Annotated in this window: 12 protein-coding genes and 2 pseudogenes; 6 read left to right on the top strand and 8 right to left on the bottom strand. The window is 56.1% G+C overall.

From position 1 onward, the window contains the following. Positions 1–230: 230 nt before the first annotated feature. From ACUN0E_RS21190 to ACUN0E_RS21160, 7 genes and pseudogenes are all read right to left on the bottom strand, one after another. Entirely contained in the window at positions 231–1,385 is a 1,155-nt protein-coding gene (locus ACUN0E_RS21190; RefSeq protein WP_445570499.1) for a porin, read from the bottom strand. A 566-nt stretch (positions 1,386–1,951) separates the two neighbouring features. Continuing rightward, positions 1,952–2,875 (bottom strand): annotated as a pseudogene (locus ACUN0E_RS21185) (ABC transporter permease subunit); the annotation flags it as partial. Between the two features lie 120 nt (positions 2,876–2,995). Then, positions 2,996–4,540, bottom strand: coding sequence for a sugar ABC transporter ATP-binding protein (locus ACUN0E_RS21180; RefSeq protein ID WP_408242034.1), 1,545 nt, complete (start codon positions 4,538–4,540; stop codon positions 2,996–2,998). An 86-nt stretch (positions 4,541–4,626) separates the two neighbouring features. Further along, positions 4,627–5,560 (bottom strand): annotated as a pseudogene (locus tag ACUN0E_RS21175) (ABC transporter substrate-binding protein). Positions 5,561–5,675: 115 nt separating this feature from the next. Beyond that, a complete protein-coding gene (locus tag ACUN0E_RS21170; protein ID WP_445567885.1) occupies positions 5,676–6,872 on the bottom strand; it encodes a Gfo/Idh/MocA family protein in 1,197 nt (398 codons plus the stop codon). 138 nt (positions 6,873–7,010) lie between these two features. Next, the gene (locus ACUN0E_RS21165; protein WP_445567884.1) at positions 7,011–7,730 is read right to left on the bottom strand and encodes an SDR family NAD(P)-dependent oxidoreductase; all 720 of its coding nucleotides are present in this window, start codon (positions 7,728–7,730) and stop codon (positions 7,011–7,013) included. Positions 7,731–7,813: 83 nt separating this feature from the next. After that, positions 7,814–8,884 carry a zinc-binding dehydrogenase gene (locus ACUN0E_RS21160; protein WP_445567883.1) on the bottom strand — a complete coding sequence of 357 codons (1,071 nt, stop codon included), beginning with the start codon at positions 8,882–8,884 and terminating at the stop codon, positions 7,814–7,816. A 398-nt stretch (positions 8,885–9,282) separates the two neighbouring features. On the opposite strand from ACUN0E_RS21160, the gene ACUN0E_RS21155 reads away from it, so the two are divergent. The 6 genes from ACUN0E_RS21155 to ACUN0E_RS21130 all read left to right on the top strand — a co-directional run bounded on the left by ACUN0E_RS21155 (position 9,283) and on the right by ACUN0E_RS21130 (position 14,840). Beyond that, positions 9,283–10,167: an intradiol ring-cleavage dioxygenase gene (locus ACUN0E_RS21155; RefSeq protein ID WP_408242024.1), complete on the top strand. Its 885-nt coding sequence runs from the start codon at positions 9,283–9,285 to the stop codon at positions 10,165–10,167. Next, the gene (locus ACUN0E_RS21150) at positions 10,164–10,511 is read left to right on the top strand and encodes a Dabb family protein (protein WP_408242022.1); all 348 of its coding nucleotides are present in this window, start codon (positions 10,164–10,166) and stop codon (positions 10,509–10,511) included. Before ACUN0E_RS21155 ends, ACUN0E_RS21150 begins: the two co-directional genes overlap by 4 nt. A gap of 84 nt (positions 10,512–10,595) precedes the next feature. Continuing rightward, the gene (locus ACUN0E_RS21145; RefSeq protein ID WP_445567882.1) at positions 10,596–11,174 is read left to right on the top strand and encodes an NADPH-dependent FMN reductase; all 579 of its coding nucleotides are present in this window, start codon (positions 10,596–10,598) and stop codon (positions 11,172–11,174) included. A gap of 82 nt (positions 11,175–11,256) precedes the next feature. Continuing rightward, positions 11,257–12,609 carry an amidohydrolase family protein gene (locus ACUN0E_RS21140; RefSeq protein WP_445567881.1) on the top strand — a complete coding sequence of 451 codons (1,353 nt, stop codon included), beginning with the start codon at positions 11,257–11,259 and terminating at the stop codon, positions 12,607–12,609. 169 nt (positions 12,610–12,778) lie between these two features. After that, positions 12,779–13,678, top strand: a complete 900-nt coding sequence (locus ACUN0E_RS21135; protein ID WP_408340815.1) for a sugar phosphate isomerase/epimerase family protein — start codon at positions 12,779–12,781, stop codon at positions 13,676–13,678. A 100-nt stretch (positions 13,679–13,778) separates the two neighbouring features. Then, positions 13,779–14,840, top strand: a complete 1,062-nt coding sequence (locus tag ACUN0E_RS21130; protein WP_445567880.1) for a maleylacetate reductase — start codon at positions 13,779–13,781, stop codon at positions 14,838–14,840. A gap of 66 nt (positions 14,841–14,906) precedes the next feature. Here ACUN0E_RS21130 and ACUN0E_RS21125 read toward each other — a convergent pair whose 3' ends face one another. Continuing rightward, positions 14,907–15,833: a LysR family transcriptional regulator gene (locus tag ACUN0E_RS21125; protein ID WP_408242012.1), complete on the bottom strand. Its 927-nt coding sequence runs from the start codon at positions 15,831–15,833 to the stop codon at positions 14,907–14,909. Positions 15,834–16,004 lie beyond the last annotated feature (171 nt).

The raw sequence follows: 16,004 nt of genomic DNA, 5'->3' as shown, positions 1-16,004 counted from the left end.
CTGGCCCCCAAAGGGAAGGGTGAACAGCTTACGTCTAAGCCGGCGTCGAACCCTTGATTCGTCTAGAAGTTATCTTCGTCTCCATGAAAATGGTAACGGAAGAAGGCAGCCTTTTCTTTCATCGCATCCTTGATGCGATTTCGTCACGTTCGCGACCACTGCCGTCGTTTTACATGTCTAAGAGCGGTGGCCCAACCGATTATTCGCACCGCCGCCCCGGCCTCCTACGCTTAAAACTGCGTAGCGATCCCCGCAAAAGCACCGAACTGGCTGTGACCGAAGTTCGGATTAGTACTCGACATGTTTCCGTTCACCGGATCGTTATTCGTGTTTGCTCCGTACAGTCCACCGTTAAGTCCAAGATTCGAGGTCTCACTGTTATGCAAATAGCCGAGTTCGGAATAAAGGCGAGTACGTTTCGAAAGCTGATACGCACCGGAAAGCGTGAACAACGTTGCATTTCCGTTCCCGTTGTTTGCATTCGCGTGATACACCGCGCCTGTCAGGAACGTCGAGGGCGTCACCGCCCACTGAGCGCCGACCCATTCGTCATCTACCGTAGTAGGTAGCGAAGTGCCTGCTGGCAACGCGGACGGGTTTGCTGTTCCGTAATAGCCCACATTTGACGCGTCGGGCGCGCTAAGGTGCTGGTACCCTGCATAGAACGTCACAGGGCCCCAGACGTAAGACCCACCCGCAAAGATCGAGCGCGAAGCGAGATAGACGTTACTGAACTTCCCATTTCCGTCGCGCATCTCATCGTAAATGGCCTGGAAATCGAGACTATGCGCTTTATATTCCAACTTTATGCCGTCATCACGGCCTTGAGAACTGCCGAGTCCGGTTGATGTTCCCAGTTGGCTGGGAACGCTCCCTGGGTTACCGGCGTTCCAAGTAGTCGAGTTGGTCAGATTGTATTGACCTTGAACGGTAAATCCTCCGAAACTTGGTGACAGGTATTCGGCACCATTCGCCGCCTGCGGGAACATGCGGCCTCGCACAAGTGTGCCAAACGAATACTTCTGCGTCTGTTGAGGGTCAAGGATACCCGCGTATTGAAGCAACTCACTGGCGCCGAAGTTACCGATACGGAATGACCCGTAGGTTGCATTAGTCATCCCCACGGTTGCCTGGCCCTCAAAGAAGGAGCCATTCGCGAAAGTCCCATTCTCCGTGTTAAGCCGGGACTCCAGTTGGAACGTCACGAACGTGCCCGCGCCGATGTCCTCGAGTCCTTTCAGACCCAATCTCGATTCAGCCCAATTTCCCGATTCGGCCGCCCAACGATTCCCTTTCGGCAAGCCGGTCTCGTATTGCAAACCATTATCGACAAGCCCATACAGCGTAACGCTGCTTTGAGCACTCGCTGCAACTGCCAGGCTCATCGTCAGCGATCCAAGAATGATACGCTTCACCTTTTTCTCGTTTCTCCAAACTGTGAAAAGACGCTTTCTATAAATATGTAATGCTAAATATATGAGTCTGTTTTTTAAGTTCTATTGTTTTTAGAAGCCTTGTAGATTGATCCGTCGATCAGGTAGTGCTCGCGATTGCGTACGCACGAAATGACACTCTCATTGCGGTTCTTGTTCGACAATGACGTCAACGCACGTGCGCGTGCACACAAACAGATCAAAACTCGCCCGGGCCAATCACCGTACCTTACGCGCGCACGCGGACGCAGACGCCTTGCCGGCATCAACGTCGCGTCGAGGATGGCCATGCTGGAAAGGCGGATACGTCTGCGATGCCTACACGTTTTCGGCCTTAAGCGCCGCCATGAAGATCAGATCTGTGTTCGACGTCGCGCGGCAGAGCATTTTTGTCACTCGAGATTTCCACCATTTTCTGCGTTGCTCGAACATCGATCGCGGCCGACCGAAGCACGCAGAAGGCAAGCCCAAACGCGTAAATTTATTGACTGTCGTGCTTCGATTACGCTTGTCGATAACTAGGTGTGGTTCTCATCGCTGCGGCGGAAGCGATCGAGCGCCACGGCAGCAATAATCACGAGCCCTTTGATAATGAACTGCCAGATGTCGGACACGCCGAAGATGACGAGGCCATTGGAAAGTACTGCAATGATCAATGCACCAACCAGGGTTCCCCAGATTGAACCTACGCCACCCACGAAGCTCGTTCCGCCGAGAATGACCGCTGCAATTGCGTCGAGTTCATAACCCTGCCCGACCTGCGATCCATTTGCAGCGTACAACCGCGCCGCGGACATCACACCACCGAGACCAGAAAGCAGTCCAGAGACGACGTAGACGAACAGCAGGATCAGGCTGACCTTGATGCCGGAGAGACGGGCTGCCGCAGAATTTCCACCGAGTGCGTAGATCCAGATACCGACCACAGTACGGCGAAGGATGAACCACGAGACCGTGATTACAGCGAGTGCAATGAGCGCAAGTACAGGCACGCCCAGGAAACTTGCATTACCAATCCACGCGAAGCTCAGATTCTGATTCATCACCGTACCGTCGTCACCGAACAAACGGGCGAGTCCTCGCACGGCGGTAAGCGATCCGAGCGTGACGATAAAGGGTGGAAGCCGGAGATACGCGATTAGCAAGCCATTGATTCCCCCCAGCACGGCCCCCGTCAAAAGTCCGACCGGGAGCGCAAACGCGCTGAACGATGGACTGAGAGAACAGATCATGGCTGTCATCGCCGCGGTAGCCAGCATCGAGCCGACTGAAAGGTCGATGCCACCTGTGAGAATGACGAAGGTCATCCCTGCGGCCAGGACTGTGTTGATAGCAGCCTGTTGCAACACAATGGCTATGTTCTGGCCCGTGAAGAATGTGCCTTGAGTGGCGAGATTGAAGGCGAAGCAAAGAATGATCAGCACCGGCAGCATGCCGATTGCGCTAATCAGCCTGCGCACGTACACCTTATGGGCTGACATGCCGATGCCATCTGTCAGTTTCTTGGCCGTGGTGGAACCGCTAACGGTTGATTTGTTCATGATTGTCTCCAATTCTGGGTATCAAGCGGCATCAAGGGATGCATTGGCACCTGCCGCCAGGGCCATAATGTTTTCTTGCGTAATTGCTTCCTTGTTGGGGCCGCCGATCTCGCCGACGATATGGCCCGCGCGCATCACAAGAGTGCGATCGCAAACTCCAATGATTTCCGCCAACTCGCTTGATATCACCACGACACCGATTCCCTGGCGAGCCAGGTCGTCGATCAGGCGATAAATCTCCGATTTCGCACCGATGTCCACCCCACGCGTTGGCTCGTCGAGAATCAGGACCTTTGGCCCGATCTGAAGCCAACGGGACAGCAAAACCTTCTGCTGGTTTCCTCCGGAGAGGCTGCCAACATTGACCAGGGGGCTCGCCGCCCGAATGCCAAGTTGCTGAAATGCCGAGTTGGCGCGGCTTTTGCCTTTTGCGAGATTAAGAAAACCGCCGTGACGGGCATCTGGAACGATGACGCCGATATTGATGTTTTCGGCGCACGACATGTCTAGAAAGAGACCAAGTGCCTTACGATCTTCCGTCAGGTATGCCAGGCCATGTTTGAGAGCGTCCGAGGGTTGACGGATGTTCAGTTCTTGACCATTGATAAAAATCTTCCCGCCTGTTTTCTCATCGGCCCCGTAAATCAATCGGGCCAGCTCAGTACGTCCGGAGCCGACCAGCCCGGCAATGCCCAACACCTCGCCTTGATGGAGTTGGAAACTGCACGGCTTGACTTTGTCGCCGTCGGTAATGTCCTTTGCTTCGAATATCACTGGACCACGGCTACCACCGGAATCGTGCTCTTTCATGTAGAAGGTCGATAGATCCCGACCAACCATCATCTTGACGATCGTCTGCGCGGATAGCTCGGCACGCTCGATCGTGCCAACGTACCGCCCATCACGCAGTACGGACACACGATCGGAGAGGTCATAGACCTCTTCCATGCGGTGGCTAATATAAATGATGGCGATGCCTTCTGCGCGCAGCTGCCTGACCAGTGCGAACAGCCTCTCACATTCGCGAGATGAGAGCGCGGTGGTGGGCTCGTCCAGCACCAGAATCCTGGACTTCGCATGCAGCGCACGGCCAATTTCTACCAGTTGCTGCTCTGCGATCGAAAGCGTACCGACCAGCGTGCGAGCATTGAAGGGAGCGTCGAGTCGCTCCAGTACGTCGCGACAGCCTGCATACATTGCCCGGCGATTTGCCATTCCGTGAGTTACAACCTCTCGCCCCAAATAGATGTTTTCAGCAACGGTAAGATTGGGAGCGAGGCTCAATTCCTGGTAGATAATTGATACGCCATGCTTTTTCGCTTCCAACGGATTTCCGATGGTTACCGGCTGGCCATCGATCAGGATCTCACTGCCCACATCAGCCTCATAGGCACCTGAGAGGATCTTCATAAGCGTCGATTTCCCTGCGCCGTTTTCCCCCATCAGTGCAAGAACCTCACCACCCCATGCGCGCAGATTGACGTTATCGAGAGCCTTTGTGCCGACGAACGTCTTACTGACGTTCCGCATCTCGAGCAGAGGAATCCCACTATCCGTAGGCATCATGTCTCCTTGTATGTGCTGGTTGGTGCGCACGCAAAAGCGCGTGCGGGGACCGCATGCATCGCGGCATACGCCGCGATGCACCAAACTCAGTTCATAGCCCAGCCCTTATATGACCCAACGTTGTCACGCGTGACCAGTTTGGGGTCGAGGAGCTACAACCGGGGTTGACGGAGCCTTGTCGGTCTTCAAAATGTCGTTGCCAATGTCAAGGGCTTTCATCGCCATCCCGTACGGACTCTGAGCCACCGACCCCTGAATCAAGGAACCCGACTGCTTGAGCGAGACCTCGACCTCGGGGGAACCATCGATGCTGACGATCGCGAAGTCCTTGCGATTCATCTGTTTTGCCGCCAGGTCAGCGCCAATGGCTTCCTGATCACAGACAGTGAACATGCCATCAATCTTCGGGAACCGGGTCATGAGCGATTGAGCGACAGCGAGACCGCCATCACGTGTCGCCTTGCCATTTTGATTGTCGGAAAGGATTTCGAAATTTCCTTTACTCAGCACTTCCTTGCAACCCTTGACGCGATCCTTGATGGAAGAAACAGACGGACCGTTCAGGATAATGACCTTGCCTTTCCCGCCGAGCTTGTCCGACAGGTATTGGCACGCCATTTCCCCAGCCTTGATGTTGTTGGTCTGCACGGTCGCCTTGGCACCCTCCGCGGATACATCAACCGCAACTACTGGAATCCCCGCCGCTTCTGCACGCTTGACCGCAGGCAAGATTGCTTGTGGATCGGCGGCGACCAGCATGATCAGGTCGACCTTTGCCGCGATGAAATTATCGATCTGGGAAAACTGCTTGTTCAGGTCGTAGTCAGAGGCCACCGCTGTGACTTTCACGTTCGGATTGATCTGCTTTGCGCGATCGGTGACGCCCTTTACAACAGCAGTCTGGAAAGGATCGCCGAGAGTGCTGACCGTAACGCCGACCGAAGTCAGCTCTTTCGCTGATGCCGCACCTACCAGCAAGCTCATGGCGGTCAGGCCAAACAAAAATTTCTTAAGCATCATTGTCTCCAATCTGATTTAAAAAGCTCTACGGTGTCACGTTCGCCAGATCGTGACGGAACCTGGCCTTAGGAAGGCCAACTGGGTTCTCAATGAAAATTCAAGCTCAGATTCGAACTCAGCTTCTTCCAGGCAACCCGATCTCTGGTCGTGTAAGCGCGGTCCAAGCTCCGCCCTTATCGTTGGAACGAACAGCAGCGTCGATCAGCGCCATCGTGTCCACTCCGTCCGAAATGCCTGGAATGCCGTCGAGGTATGACTGATAAGGCAAGTCAAGACGCTTGGCCATCAGCGCCTTCGCGAAATCCGAGTACAGGTTTGCAAAGGCAAGTGCGTAACCTTCGGGGTGTCCAGCCGTGAAACGCGTCGAGGCGGCCGCTGCAGGCGAAAGGCAGTTGTAGCCCCGAGCAAGCCTCAGCGCGGGCTTGCCAGCCGCTTTGAACCAAAGAACTTCCGGTTCTTCCTGAACCCACGTGAGACTGCCCTTCTCTCCAAAAATCCGGAATGAAAGCCCATGGTCGTTTCCGACTGCGACATAGCTACCCCGCAGTCGACCTCGAGCGCCACCTTCGAAGCGTACTGTCAAATAGGCGTTGTCATACACTTCACGCTCCTCGGCGAAAGTCGTCATTTCGGCGGAGACTTCCTCGACGCGAAGTCCGGTGATGTACGAGACAATATGGTGGGCGTGAGAGCCAACTTCTCCCAGGACGCCCTTGCCCATCGCCGATTCGCGAAACCGCCAATGGCGATCAGGATTCTGGGGGTCAACCACAAAGCCTGCGCATAGTTCGCCTTCAATACATTGGATCTTGCCAAGTGCGCCCGAGGCTATCAACGCGCGCGCTTCGCGAACCATCGGATAACCGGTGTAGCAATGCGTGAGGAGGAATATCCGGTCGTGGCGCTGGACGAGCTCATTGAGGCGTTGCGCCTCGCCGAGATCACGGGTGAGCGGCTTTTCACAGATGACGTCGATCCCTTTTTCCATGAATGCGCTCGCCACTTCGAAATGCAATTGAGGCGGGGTGGCGATCACCACCGCATCGATGTGGTCCTCACGCGCCGCCTCGCGCTCTGCCATCACACGAAAGTCGGTGTAGATGCGATCTTCGTCGATCAATTCGGCCTGCGCGGAAGCTCTCGCGACCTCGGGATCAACTGACATCGCGCCAGCGACTACATCGTAAAGTCCGTCGGCCCGCATGGCGACAAGATGAGTACGACCGATGACGGAATCCTTTCCGCCGCCGACGAGGCCCACTCGCACGCGCCGGCCAAATTGAGAGAGAAGATCGATAGACATACGTTTCATCTGCCTTACGCCTGCAGCGAAAGCTGAAGGCTATTGAGAAATTCGCCGACCGTGCTAATGAAACCAGTCAACGTCGATGAAAGCACTTCTTTTGGGACCTTGAGACGATCGCCGCCCGCGTTCACGCATCGCATACTGCTACTGGGCGAGATATCCACCGTCGATCACCAGTTCGCTACCAGTCATAAACGAGGACTCGTCACTGGCGAGGAACAAACAGACGTTCGCGACTTCCTCCGGCGTACCCATGCGTCCCATCGGCGTCTTTGCGATGATCCCGGCGTTCATTTCGTCGGACTGATCCGTAACCAGAGGGGTCCGGATCAATCCAGGATGAACGGAGTTCACGCGAATATTTTCGGGCGCGTAGGTCACGGCCGCGTTCTTTGTCATGTTTCGTACGCCGCCTTTCGCTGCAGCGTAGGCGGCAGCCCCCGCGACCCCAACAATGCCCCACATGGACGAGAAATTGATGATCGAGCCCTTGCGCATTGCGCGCATTGAGGGGAGTACCGCCTGGATGCCAAGGAAGCTGCCGGTGAGATTGACGGCGAGCACTTTCTGCCAGCTGTCCAGATCGGTGCCGTCCAGCGTTTCATAGCAGCCGACAATGCCAGCATTGTTGACGAGTACATCGATGCGCCCGTGTTTGGCAACCACCGACTCCACAACGCGTGACCAATCCGCAGGCGAGGACACGTCAAGCTGCCGAACGTCGAAGCCATCCGAATCGCTAGCCAGCTTGATATCAGCCGCAATCACCGTGGCGCCTTCGCGTGCGAAAATCTGCGCTACTGACAGTCCGATGCCCTGTGCGGCTCCGGTGATCAGAGCGACTTTTCCTTTGAGTCGGTCCACTTTCTATCTCCTATCTAATATTCGCTATTTGCGGTACCGTTTTCGTCTTCGTCGAAAATCCGCTGTATCGCCCGTTGTCTCGACTACTGTGGCATCGCCACCAGAATCTTGAGCTTGGAACTCTCTTTGGCCAGCAACGCCTCAAAGCCGTCGTTCTTGGCGTTGAACATACTGATTTCAGCGTCGACAATTTTTTCAACGGGGAATAAACCGCTTCGCATCATTTCGAAGATCCGAGGCCAGATCGTTATCGGATAGTTCAACGAGCCTCTGATGGTGATGTCCTTCACGGTCCAGCGGAACGGCTCTACTTCAACCTTCCCTCCCATGAGGCCGACCTGAACAATCGTTCCCTGCGGTTTCACTGCATCAACGCATGCGTTCAACGCACGGCCATTACCCGAGCACTCGATTGCAGCATCGACACCCACGCCGTTTTCCGTTTCTTGACGAATGATTTTCCCGATGTCGCTGACAGTGGGATCGAGAACGACAGCCCCGATGCCGAGGCCCTCAATGCGCTTGCGCCGATTGGCGTTTGGTTCGCTGACAAAGATTCGGGAAACGCCTGCGGCGCGGCCCGCGAGCGCAGTCATCGCGCCAATAGTCCCGCCGCCGGTCACCAGCAAGCTTCCGCCGGGTCGAACTTGAGATCGGTCCACTGCATGTACACCAACTGCTGCCGGCTCGACGAGCGCACCTTGTTGATCGGTGATGTAATCTGGCAGCCGGATCGCGTTGCCCTCATTCACTATCGCAAGTTCCGCCATTCCACCCCACGGCCAACTCAAGCCAATGACAGAGGCCTTCGGCCCAAGGAACGGGACGTTTCTTTGCCCAAAATAGTCGTCTCGCGGTCCGGTTTGCGGCTGGATGGAAACGCGATCACCCGGGACAACTGTACTGACGCCCTCGCCGACCGAGATGACGCGACCCGCGAATTCGTGGCCAAGGATCTGCGGCAGAGAAGCGCTGCTGTAGGGGTTCGGGTCCGCTGACGTCCACGTCGGGCCGTGATCGTATTCATGAAGATCAGAGCCGCAGATCCCACAAAATGTTGGCGCAATAAGCACCTGCCCATATCCCGGCGCGGCCGGCGCATCTACATCGTCGACGCGAAGATCGTGCTTGCCGTGAAACCGTACTGCTTTCATTGATGGTCCCCTTCTAAGCCAGTTTGTATCAGGTGATCTGGTAGCCCTTGTCGGCTTCTGTTACCCGGTGGCTAGAGACTATGCGAACGCGGACTAAAGAAATATGCGTATTCGCGAAATCATATTTCCGGTGAGCGGAAATATCCCCGCGATAAAGCAGTCCTATGGAAAACCTCATCAGGATTAGCCCGAGGCAATGACAACCGCGCGCCAGCACTCGAGAGAAACGGGTGACCCTTCGTTAATGGATGCGGGGAATATGTGCTACGAAGTCCAGCGGACATTCTTTTGATTTATCCACCAGGCGGAAATGTCATTTCGCTATAGCGCATTTTTTTCCCGTTACGAGGCCGTTAACCTGTCGTCTCATCCATATGCGCACAACGGAGAGGACAGCGATGCTCAACATCAACGAAGACACCATTACGCAGGCTGTACTTGCGTCAATGGATGATCGCTGCGACGCCAGGCTTCGCACGATCATTACCAGCCTGGTGCAGAATCTCCATAGCTTCGCGCGCGATGTCCAGCTCACCGAGGCGGAGTGGTTCAAGGCCATTCAGTTTCTCACCGAGGCGGGACAGATTACCGACGACAAGCGGCAAGAATTTATTCTGCTTTCGGACACGCTTGGCCTTTCTATGCTGGTAATGGCGCAGAACAACAAAAAGCCGACCGAATGCACGGAAGCTACTGTATTTGGCCCCTTCTACGTCGAGGGAGCGCCGGAATATGAAAACGGTGCCGATATCGCGAACGGCGCGCGAGGCGAGCCGTGTTTTGTGAGCGGTCAGGTCCGCGGCCTTGGCGGTACCCCTGTGTCGAACGCACAAATCGACGTGTGGCAATCCGACGAAGACGGCTACTACGACGTGCAAAGACCGTCCGAAGGCTCGGCAGTCGTATCCCATCAGGCGCGCGGCAGCCTGCGCAGCGGCCCTGACGGTCGGTTTCATTTTCGTTCGATCCTTGCGGAGGCATACCCGATTCCCCACGACGGCCCCGTGGGCCGGATGCTGGAAGCGTTGGGGCGACATCCGTGGCGCCCGGCACACCTGCATTTCATGATCAAAGCGCCCGGCTACGACACTCTCATCACCCATGTATTCCGAGACGGCGATCGGTATCTGAATTCTGACGCGGTGTTTGGCGTTCGCTCTACCTTAATTACTGACTGGGTCCAGCACGATGCCGGTTTGGCACCCGACGGCTCGAAAATGGAAAAACCGTTTTATACGGTCAACTACGACTTCATACTGAATCCGGCGGAGGTTTCGGCATGATCCGACATATTGTCATGTGGCGAGTGCGCGGTGAAACACCGCACGAACGTCAGGAAGCTCGCCGGCTCGTCAAGGAGAGCTTCGAGGCGTTACGCGGTCGAATTCCCGGCATGCTCCGACTCGAGGTCGGACTAGATTCGAGTGCAGTCGATTATGCGTGTGACGCCGTACTGGTCACCGAGTTCGACTCACTGGCCGCTCTTGATGCCTACGCGACGCATCCGGAACACCTGCGAGTGCGAGAGCGGCTTGGCGATATAAGAACGGCGCGTTTTCAGGTCGACTATCCCATCGATCCAATGGCCGATGCTGAAAGACAAGAGACTACGGCGGCGAACGCCTGATCTGACTCGGACGGTTGCCCGAGCCACTACCGCTAGAAAACTTTGACCCGTAGCCATCATGCAAGTATTTTTCCAAGGAACATAATGCCTGATCAAAACTCGTTGCGCTTCGTTACGCTTGTCGGAAGCTTGCGTCGTCTTTCCTTCCACGCTGCCATTGCGGATTCCTTGCCAGAGTTGGCACCGGAGAACGTGACTGTGACGAAGCTGCCCTCGGTTGGGCTACTTCCTCACTACGATGCCGATGTTCAGACGGAGGGCTTCCCGCAATCGGTGCTCGATCTTGGCAACGCAATCCGTGAAGCAGACGGGGTCATCATCGTTACCCCCGAATACAACTACTCCGTCCCCGGCGTTCTGAAGAATGCGCTGGACTGGCTGTCGCGTCTTCCGACAACACCCCTTGCAGGAAAACCTGTCGCCATTCAGTCAGCCTCGCCCGGCATCTTTGGAGGCGCCCGCGCGCAATACCACTTGCGCCAGAGTATGGTGTTCCTCGACGCGCAGGTGCTGAACAAACCAGAGGTCATGGTGGGTGGAGCCGCGAGCAAGGTCGATGTCGAGGGCAGGACCATCACGGACCAGCAGACGCGCGAGATCGTCACCGCTCAGTTGAAAGCCTTCGCTCTCGTGGCCATGCAGCGCAAACTGTTGAACAGCTAATCTGGCAGTGGCGTCGAAGCGAAGACAAGACGTTTCGCCTTCGACTGAGTATGCCCCCAATTCATAGAAAGGAGACGCGTCGATGAAGCTGCTGATTACAGGCGGTCATGTCATCACGATGGATCCGGCCATCGGCAATGGCCGCTTCGACGTATTGATCGAGAACGACCTGATCGTTGCGGTGGGACCGTCGATCCAGGCGCATGATGCACAGCTACTCGACGCTACCGGGTGCATTGTCATCCCGGGGCTCATCAACGCGCATATGCACACGTGGCAGACCGCGCTTCGCGGAGTGGCAGCAAACTGGACGCTGCCCACCTATTTCCGCAGTGTTCATGCCGGACTCGCCACGTTGTTCAATCCGAATGACCTTTACATCGGTACGTTGGTGGGCGCGCTCAATCAGTTGAATCTTGGCACGACCACACTGGGCGATTGGTGCCACAACAATTCGACGCCTGAACACACAGACCGTGCGATTGACGGGCTGCTCGAATCCGGGATTCGCGCGGTCTATTTTCACGGTTCGCCCAAGCCAGATCCAAAACCTGGTCAGAAGCACTTCAGCGAGACCCCCCATCCGCGCAGCGAAATCGAGCGCCTGGTGAAGAACAGGTTCACAAGCCGCGACGCGCGAGTCGGACTCGGCATGGCGATCCTTGGTCCTCATTACTCGACTTACGAGGTGTCGGAGCACGATTTCCAGCTTGCAGCCGAGTTCAAGCTGATCACCAGCATGCACTGCGCAGGGCTCGAAGCGAAAACACCGGATGGCTGGGAACGTCTGGCCGAGCGTGACCTTCTTGGCCCGACCACCAACGTCGTTCATGGTAACAACTTAAGTGCCGCGCAACTTCGGATGATGGTCGGTCGCGGCGTCACATTCTCTGTCGCGCCCGAGACCGAAATGACTCAGGGACACGGCCATCCGATAACAGGTCGTTTACGTGATGCAGGCGGTGCGCCCTCGCTTGGAGTCGACCTTGAGTCAGCCATCGCGGGTGACATGTTCACAGTAGCACGCGTAGCGCTGGCCTCGCAGCGAGCGTTGGACAATGCACGAGCTCGGGCGGACGGCGGACAGTTGCCCGCTCATTCCACGATTTCCACATCCGAAGCGCTCAGTTGGATAACGATTCGCGGCGCCGAGGCGCTAGGGCTGCAGGACCGGGTCGGATCGCTGACACCAGGAAAGCAGGCCGACGTCGTTTTGATCCGCGCAGACGGATTGAGTATGCGACCGGTGCACGATCCTGTGTCTGCTGTGCTGATGCAAGGAAGCGCGGCAAACGTCGACACGGTGTTGGTGGCTGGCGAGTTCAAAAAACGCGCCGGCAAACTCCTTTATGAACAACTCGAGGAACGACTGGACGAACTGGACGCCTCGGGCAACCGTATCAACAATCGTTTCGCAGAACTGGTGCCTGTATGACGGTTGCCGATCTCCAGTCGGCCAGCACAAAAAGGACGCCGGGGACATTTGCAACGTCTCCCGTCCGGGCTTTGCTCCGCGATTATTGTGTCTTGAGAGCCTGACATCGCCCGTTCGACTCTCGCGCCCATCATTAGATATTCAAATTTCGCTTTTTGGAGTAAGCCAAGTGAGCACACGTGACACTGATCTGCTGGCCGCATACTGGACTCTTGCCGGAGACGTGGATCCGCTCCGCCCATCGATCAGTCCTTACTCGTTACAGGCACGGATCGAGGCTGCATCTAAAGCGGGCTGGCGAGGCATCGGCGTTATTCACGAGGACCTGGTGGCGACGCTCGACAAGATCAGCTCCGACACTGTCAAGCATATGCTCGAAGACAATGGGATCAGGCACTTTGAGCTTGAGTTCCTCGTTGACTGGTACCGGGATGGTCCAGAACGCGCAGTATCGGATCGCGCTCGCCGCGTGATTTTTGAACTCGGTGCCAAGCTGGGCATGAAGAATGTGAAGGTTGCTGCGAGCGTGCTCGATCAGCGCTCGCCAAACTTCGTCCGGATGGCGGATGAGTTCGCGAAGCTGTGTCTGGAGGCCGCCGAGGTTGGTTCAAACGTGTCGATTGAAGTGATGCCATTTTCGATCGTGAATACGCTAGAAAATGGTTTAGCTATTGTGCAGGAAGCCAATCAGCCGAATGGAGGCCTCCTCCTGGATATCTGGCACATGGTTCGCGGCGGTATCGACTTCAGCGAAATTGCAAAGATCCCGCCGCAATTCATCAAGGCGGTTGAACTCGACGACGCGAACTCGGCAACCGAGGGAAGCTTGCTCGAAGACACGGTCTTCCGCCGCAAGCTGTGTGGCGAAGGTGACCTCGACAATCCGGGCTTCATCGAAGCGGTGCAAAACGCTGGATTCAATGGCGAATGGTACGGCGTGGAAATCATCTCTACCGAATTGCGAAAACTACCGCTGAATGAAATGGCGGCACGGGCGTTCGACACAACGATGCAGCAGTTCCGCGAAGTTGAAGGGCGGAAGCACAAAACCGCCGCTCTCGATCAATGACAGAACAAGAAAACATGGCGCCAGATAGGCCTTTGAACTGGTGACTTGCTCGACGCCTACTCAACCCCAACCGCGCATAACGACAGGTAAGGATGCTTCGATGTACGATTTCGTTTACACCTCGCAGTCTTCGAAAGTAGTCTTTGGCGCGGGTGCTCTCGCGCGTGTTGCGGAAGAGGTCTACGCGCTCGGCGCTCAAAAGTCTCTCATCCTTTGCACCCCGGAGCAGGAAGGACAGGCAACCGAAGTTGCGCATTTGCTGGGGCCGCTGAGCGCAAGCGTATTTGCGGAAGCGCAGATGCACGTGCCGATTGAAATTGCAAGGCGTGCACGCGACCATGCGCGAAGCGTCGGGGCCGACTGCGCGGTTGCGATAGGCGGAGGATCTACGATCGGTCTCGGCAAAGCGATCGCCCTTGAGTCGAGTTTGCCGATCATTGCGATTCCAACTACCTATGCTGGCTCCGAGATGACGCCCATCTATGGGCTCACAGAGGACGGACTAAAGCGTACAGGACGTGACGCGCGAGTTCTGCCCAAGACTGTCATCTACGATCCGATGTTGTCGTTGAGCTTACCGCTCGGCTTGTCGTTCGTGAGCGGCCTTAATGCAATCGCTCACGCCGCGGAAGGACTCTACGCACGCGATGGCAATCCTGTTATGTCGCTCATGGCAGAGGACGGAATACGTGCGTTGGCCGCAGGATTGCGCTGCATCAAACCAGACCCCAACAACCTGTCGGCACGCAGTGATTGCCTTTACGGCGCGTGGATGTGCGGAAATGTACTGGGCCATGTGGGGATGGCTCTGCATCACAAGCTCTGTCATACCCTTGGTGGCAGTTTCAATATGCCACATGCGGAAACACACGCTATCGTGTTGCCCCACGCGCTGGCATACAACAGCGACGCTGCGCCTGATGCGATGTCCCGAATTTCCCGGGCCCTCGGAAGTGAAAGCGCCGCGCGTGGAGTCTTCGAGTTGGGGCGCGAACTCAACATCCCTTCGGGGTTGCGCGAGATAGGAATGCAGGAATCTGACCTGGATCGAGCATGCGAGATCGCTCTGTCCAACCCGTACTGGAATCCACGCCCGATCGAACGCGAGTCACTTCGGTCCTTGCTTCAGAATGCATGGGACGGAAGCGCGCCTTGCCGATGATCGGCGTCTGCCTGTTTCAACATCATGGATAAACCGGGCATGTGCCAGGTCGGCGCATACGACCAGTCACGCAGCCTCCGCCAGCCATCGTTTTTCCAGGTCCAGATTCTTCACCCGTTCGATGAGGAACTCTGTGAAAGCGCGAATTTTCGCGGGCTGATACTTACGGCTCTGATACGCAAGATTGATCGTGAGCGGCGGCAGCTTCCAGTCCTCAAGAACCGGGATGATCCTCCCCGACACAATGTCATCGTAGATGATGTACAAAGGCTGGATGACCATTCCCAGGCCCGCCCTACCAGCGCCAACGATGACTTGGCCTTCGTTTGAATCGAGCACGCTTTCGATCCGGATGTGACGTTCCTCTTCTCCCTTGCGTAGGTGAAGCATATAGGGATCGGCTGCGAGGTTGTAAACCAGCATCTGATGTTTCTCCAGATCTTCCGGTGTACGAGGACGTCCGTGCAGTTGTAGATAGGCCGGTGAGGCAGCGATCACTCGCCGGGTTTCGGCGAGCTTCCGCACGGTGATTCCGGAGTCGTGTTCATGCTCCTTGGTACGTATTGCCACATCGATCCCCGCCTCGATGAAATCCTGATATTGATTCGCCGCCACAATCTGCACGGAAAGGTCCGGGTACCTCTTCCTGAACTCGGGGAGTGCTGGGGCAATGTGCATCATCGCGAACGAGACTGAACTCGTTACCCGTAAAACGCCGCGAGCGACCACGCATTCGTCGGAGACAATCGATTCTGCCTCTGCCATTTCTGCAAGCATTGCGGAACATCTCCGGTGGTAATCATGCCCAACGTCGGTCAGCCACATCCTCCGGGTAGTTCGTTCTATGAGGCGCGCCCCCAGACGTTCTTCGAGCGCGCTCAGCGTGCGACTTGCCGAAGCGTTCGACATGTCGAGTCTATCGGCAGCTTTCGAGAGGCTGCCCAGTTCGGCAGTCAGGACGAACAACTCTATCTCACTCCACCTATCCGCCATTTTTTGTTCCTCTACGTGGAAAACTGCGCTCTGATTATTGAAGACGGGCAAACAAAATCAAAGCGCGTAGGTGTCCACTTTGAGAAAAGTTCATTTTGGACTTTTTATGGACGGTCCGGCCTGTCGCGGAACAGTGGCCGGCATCCTGTTCGCATTGGTGCGCACCCGGCC

The organism is Paraburkholderia sp. D1E (assembly GCF_052682275.1).
Note: the sequence above shows the minus strand (reverse complement) of the source record. Positions and strands in the feature narration are given on the sequence as shown.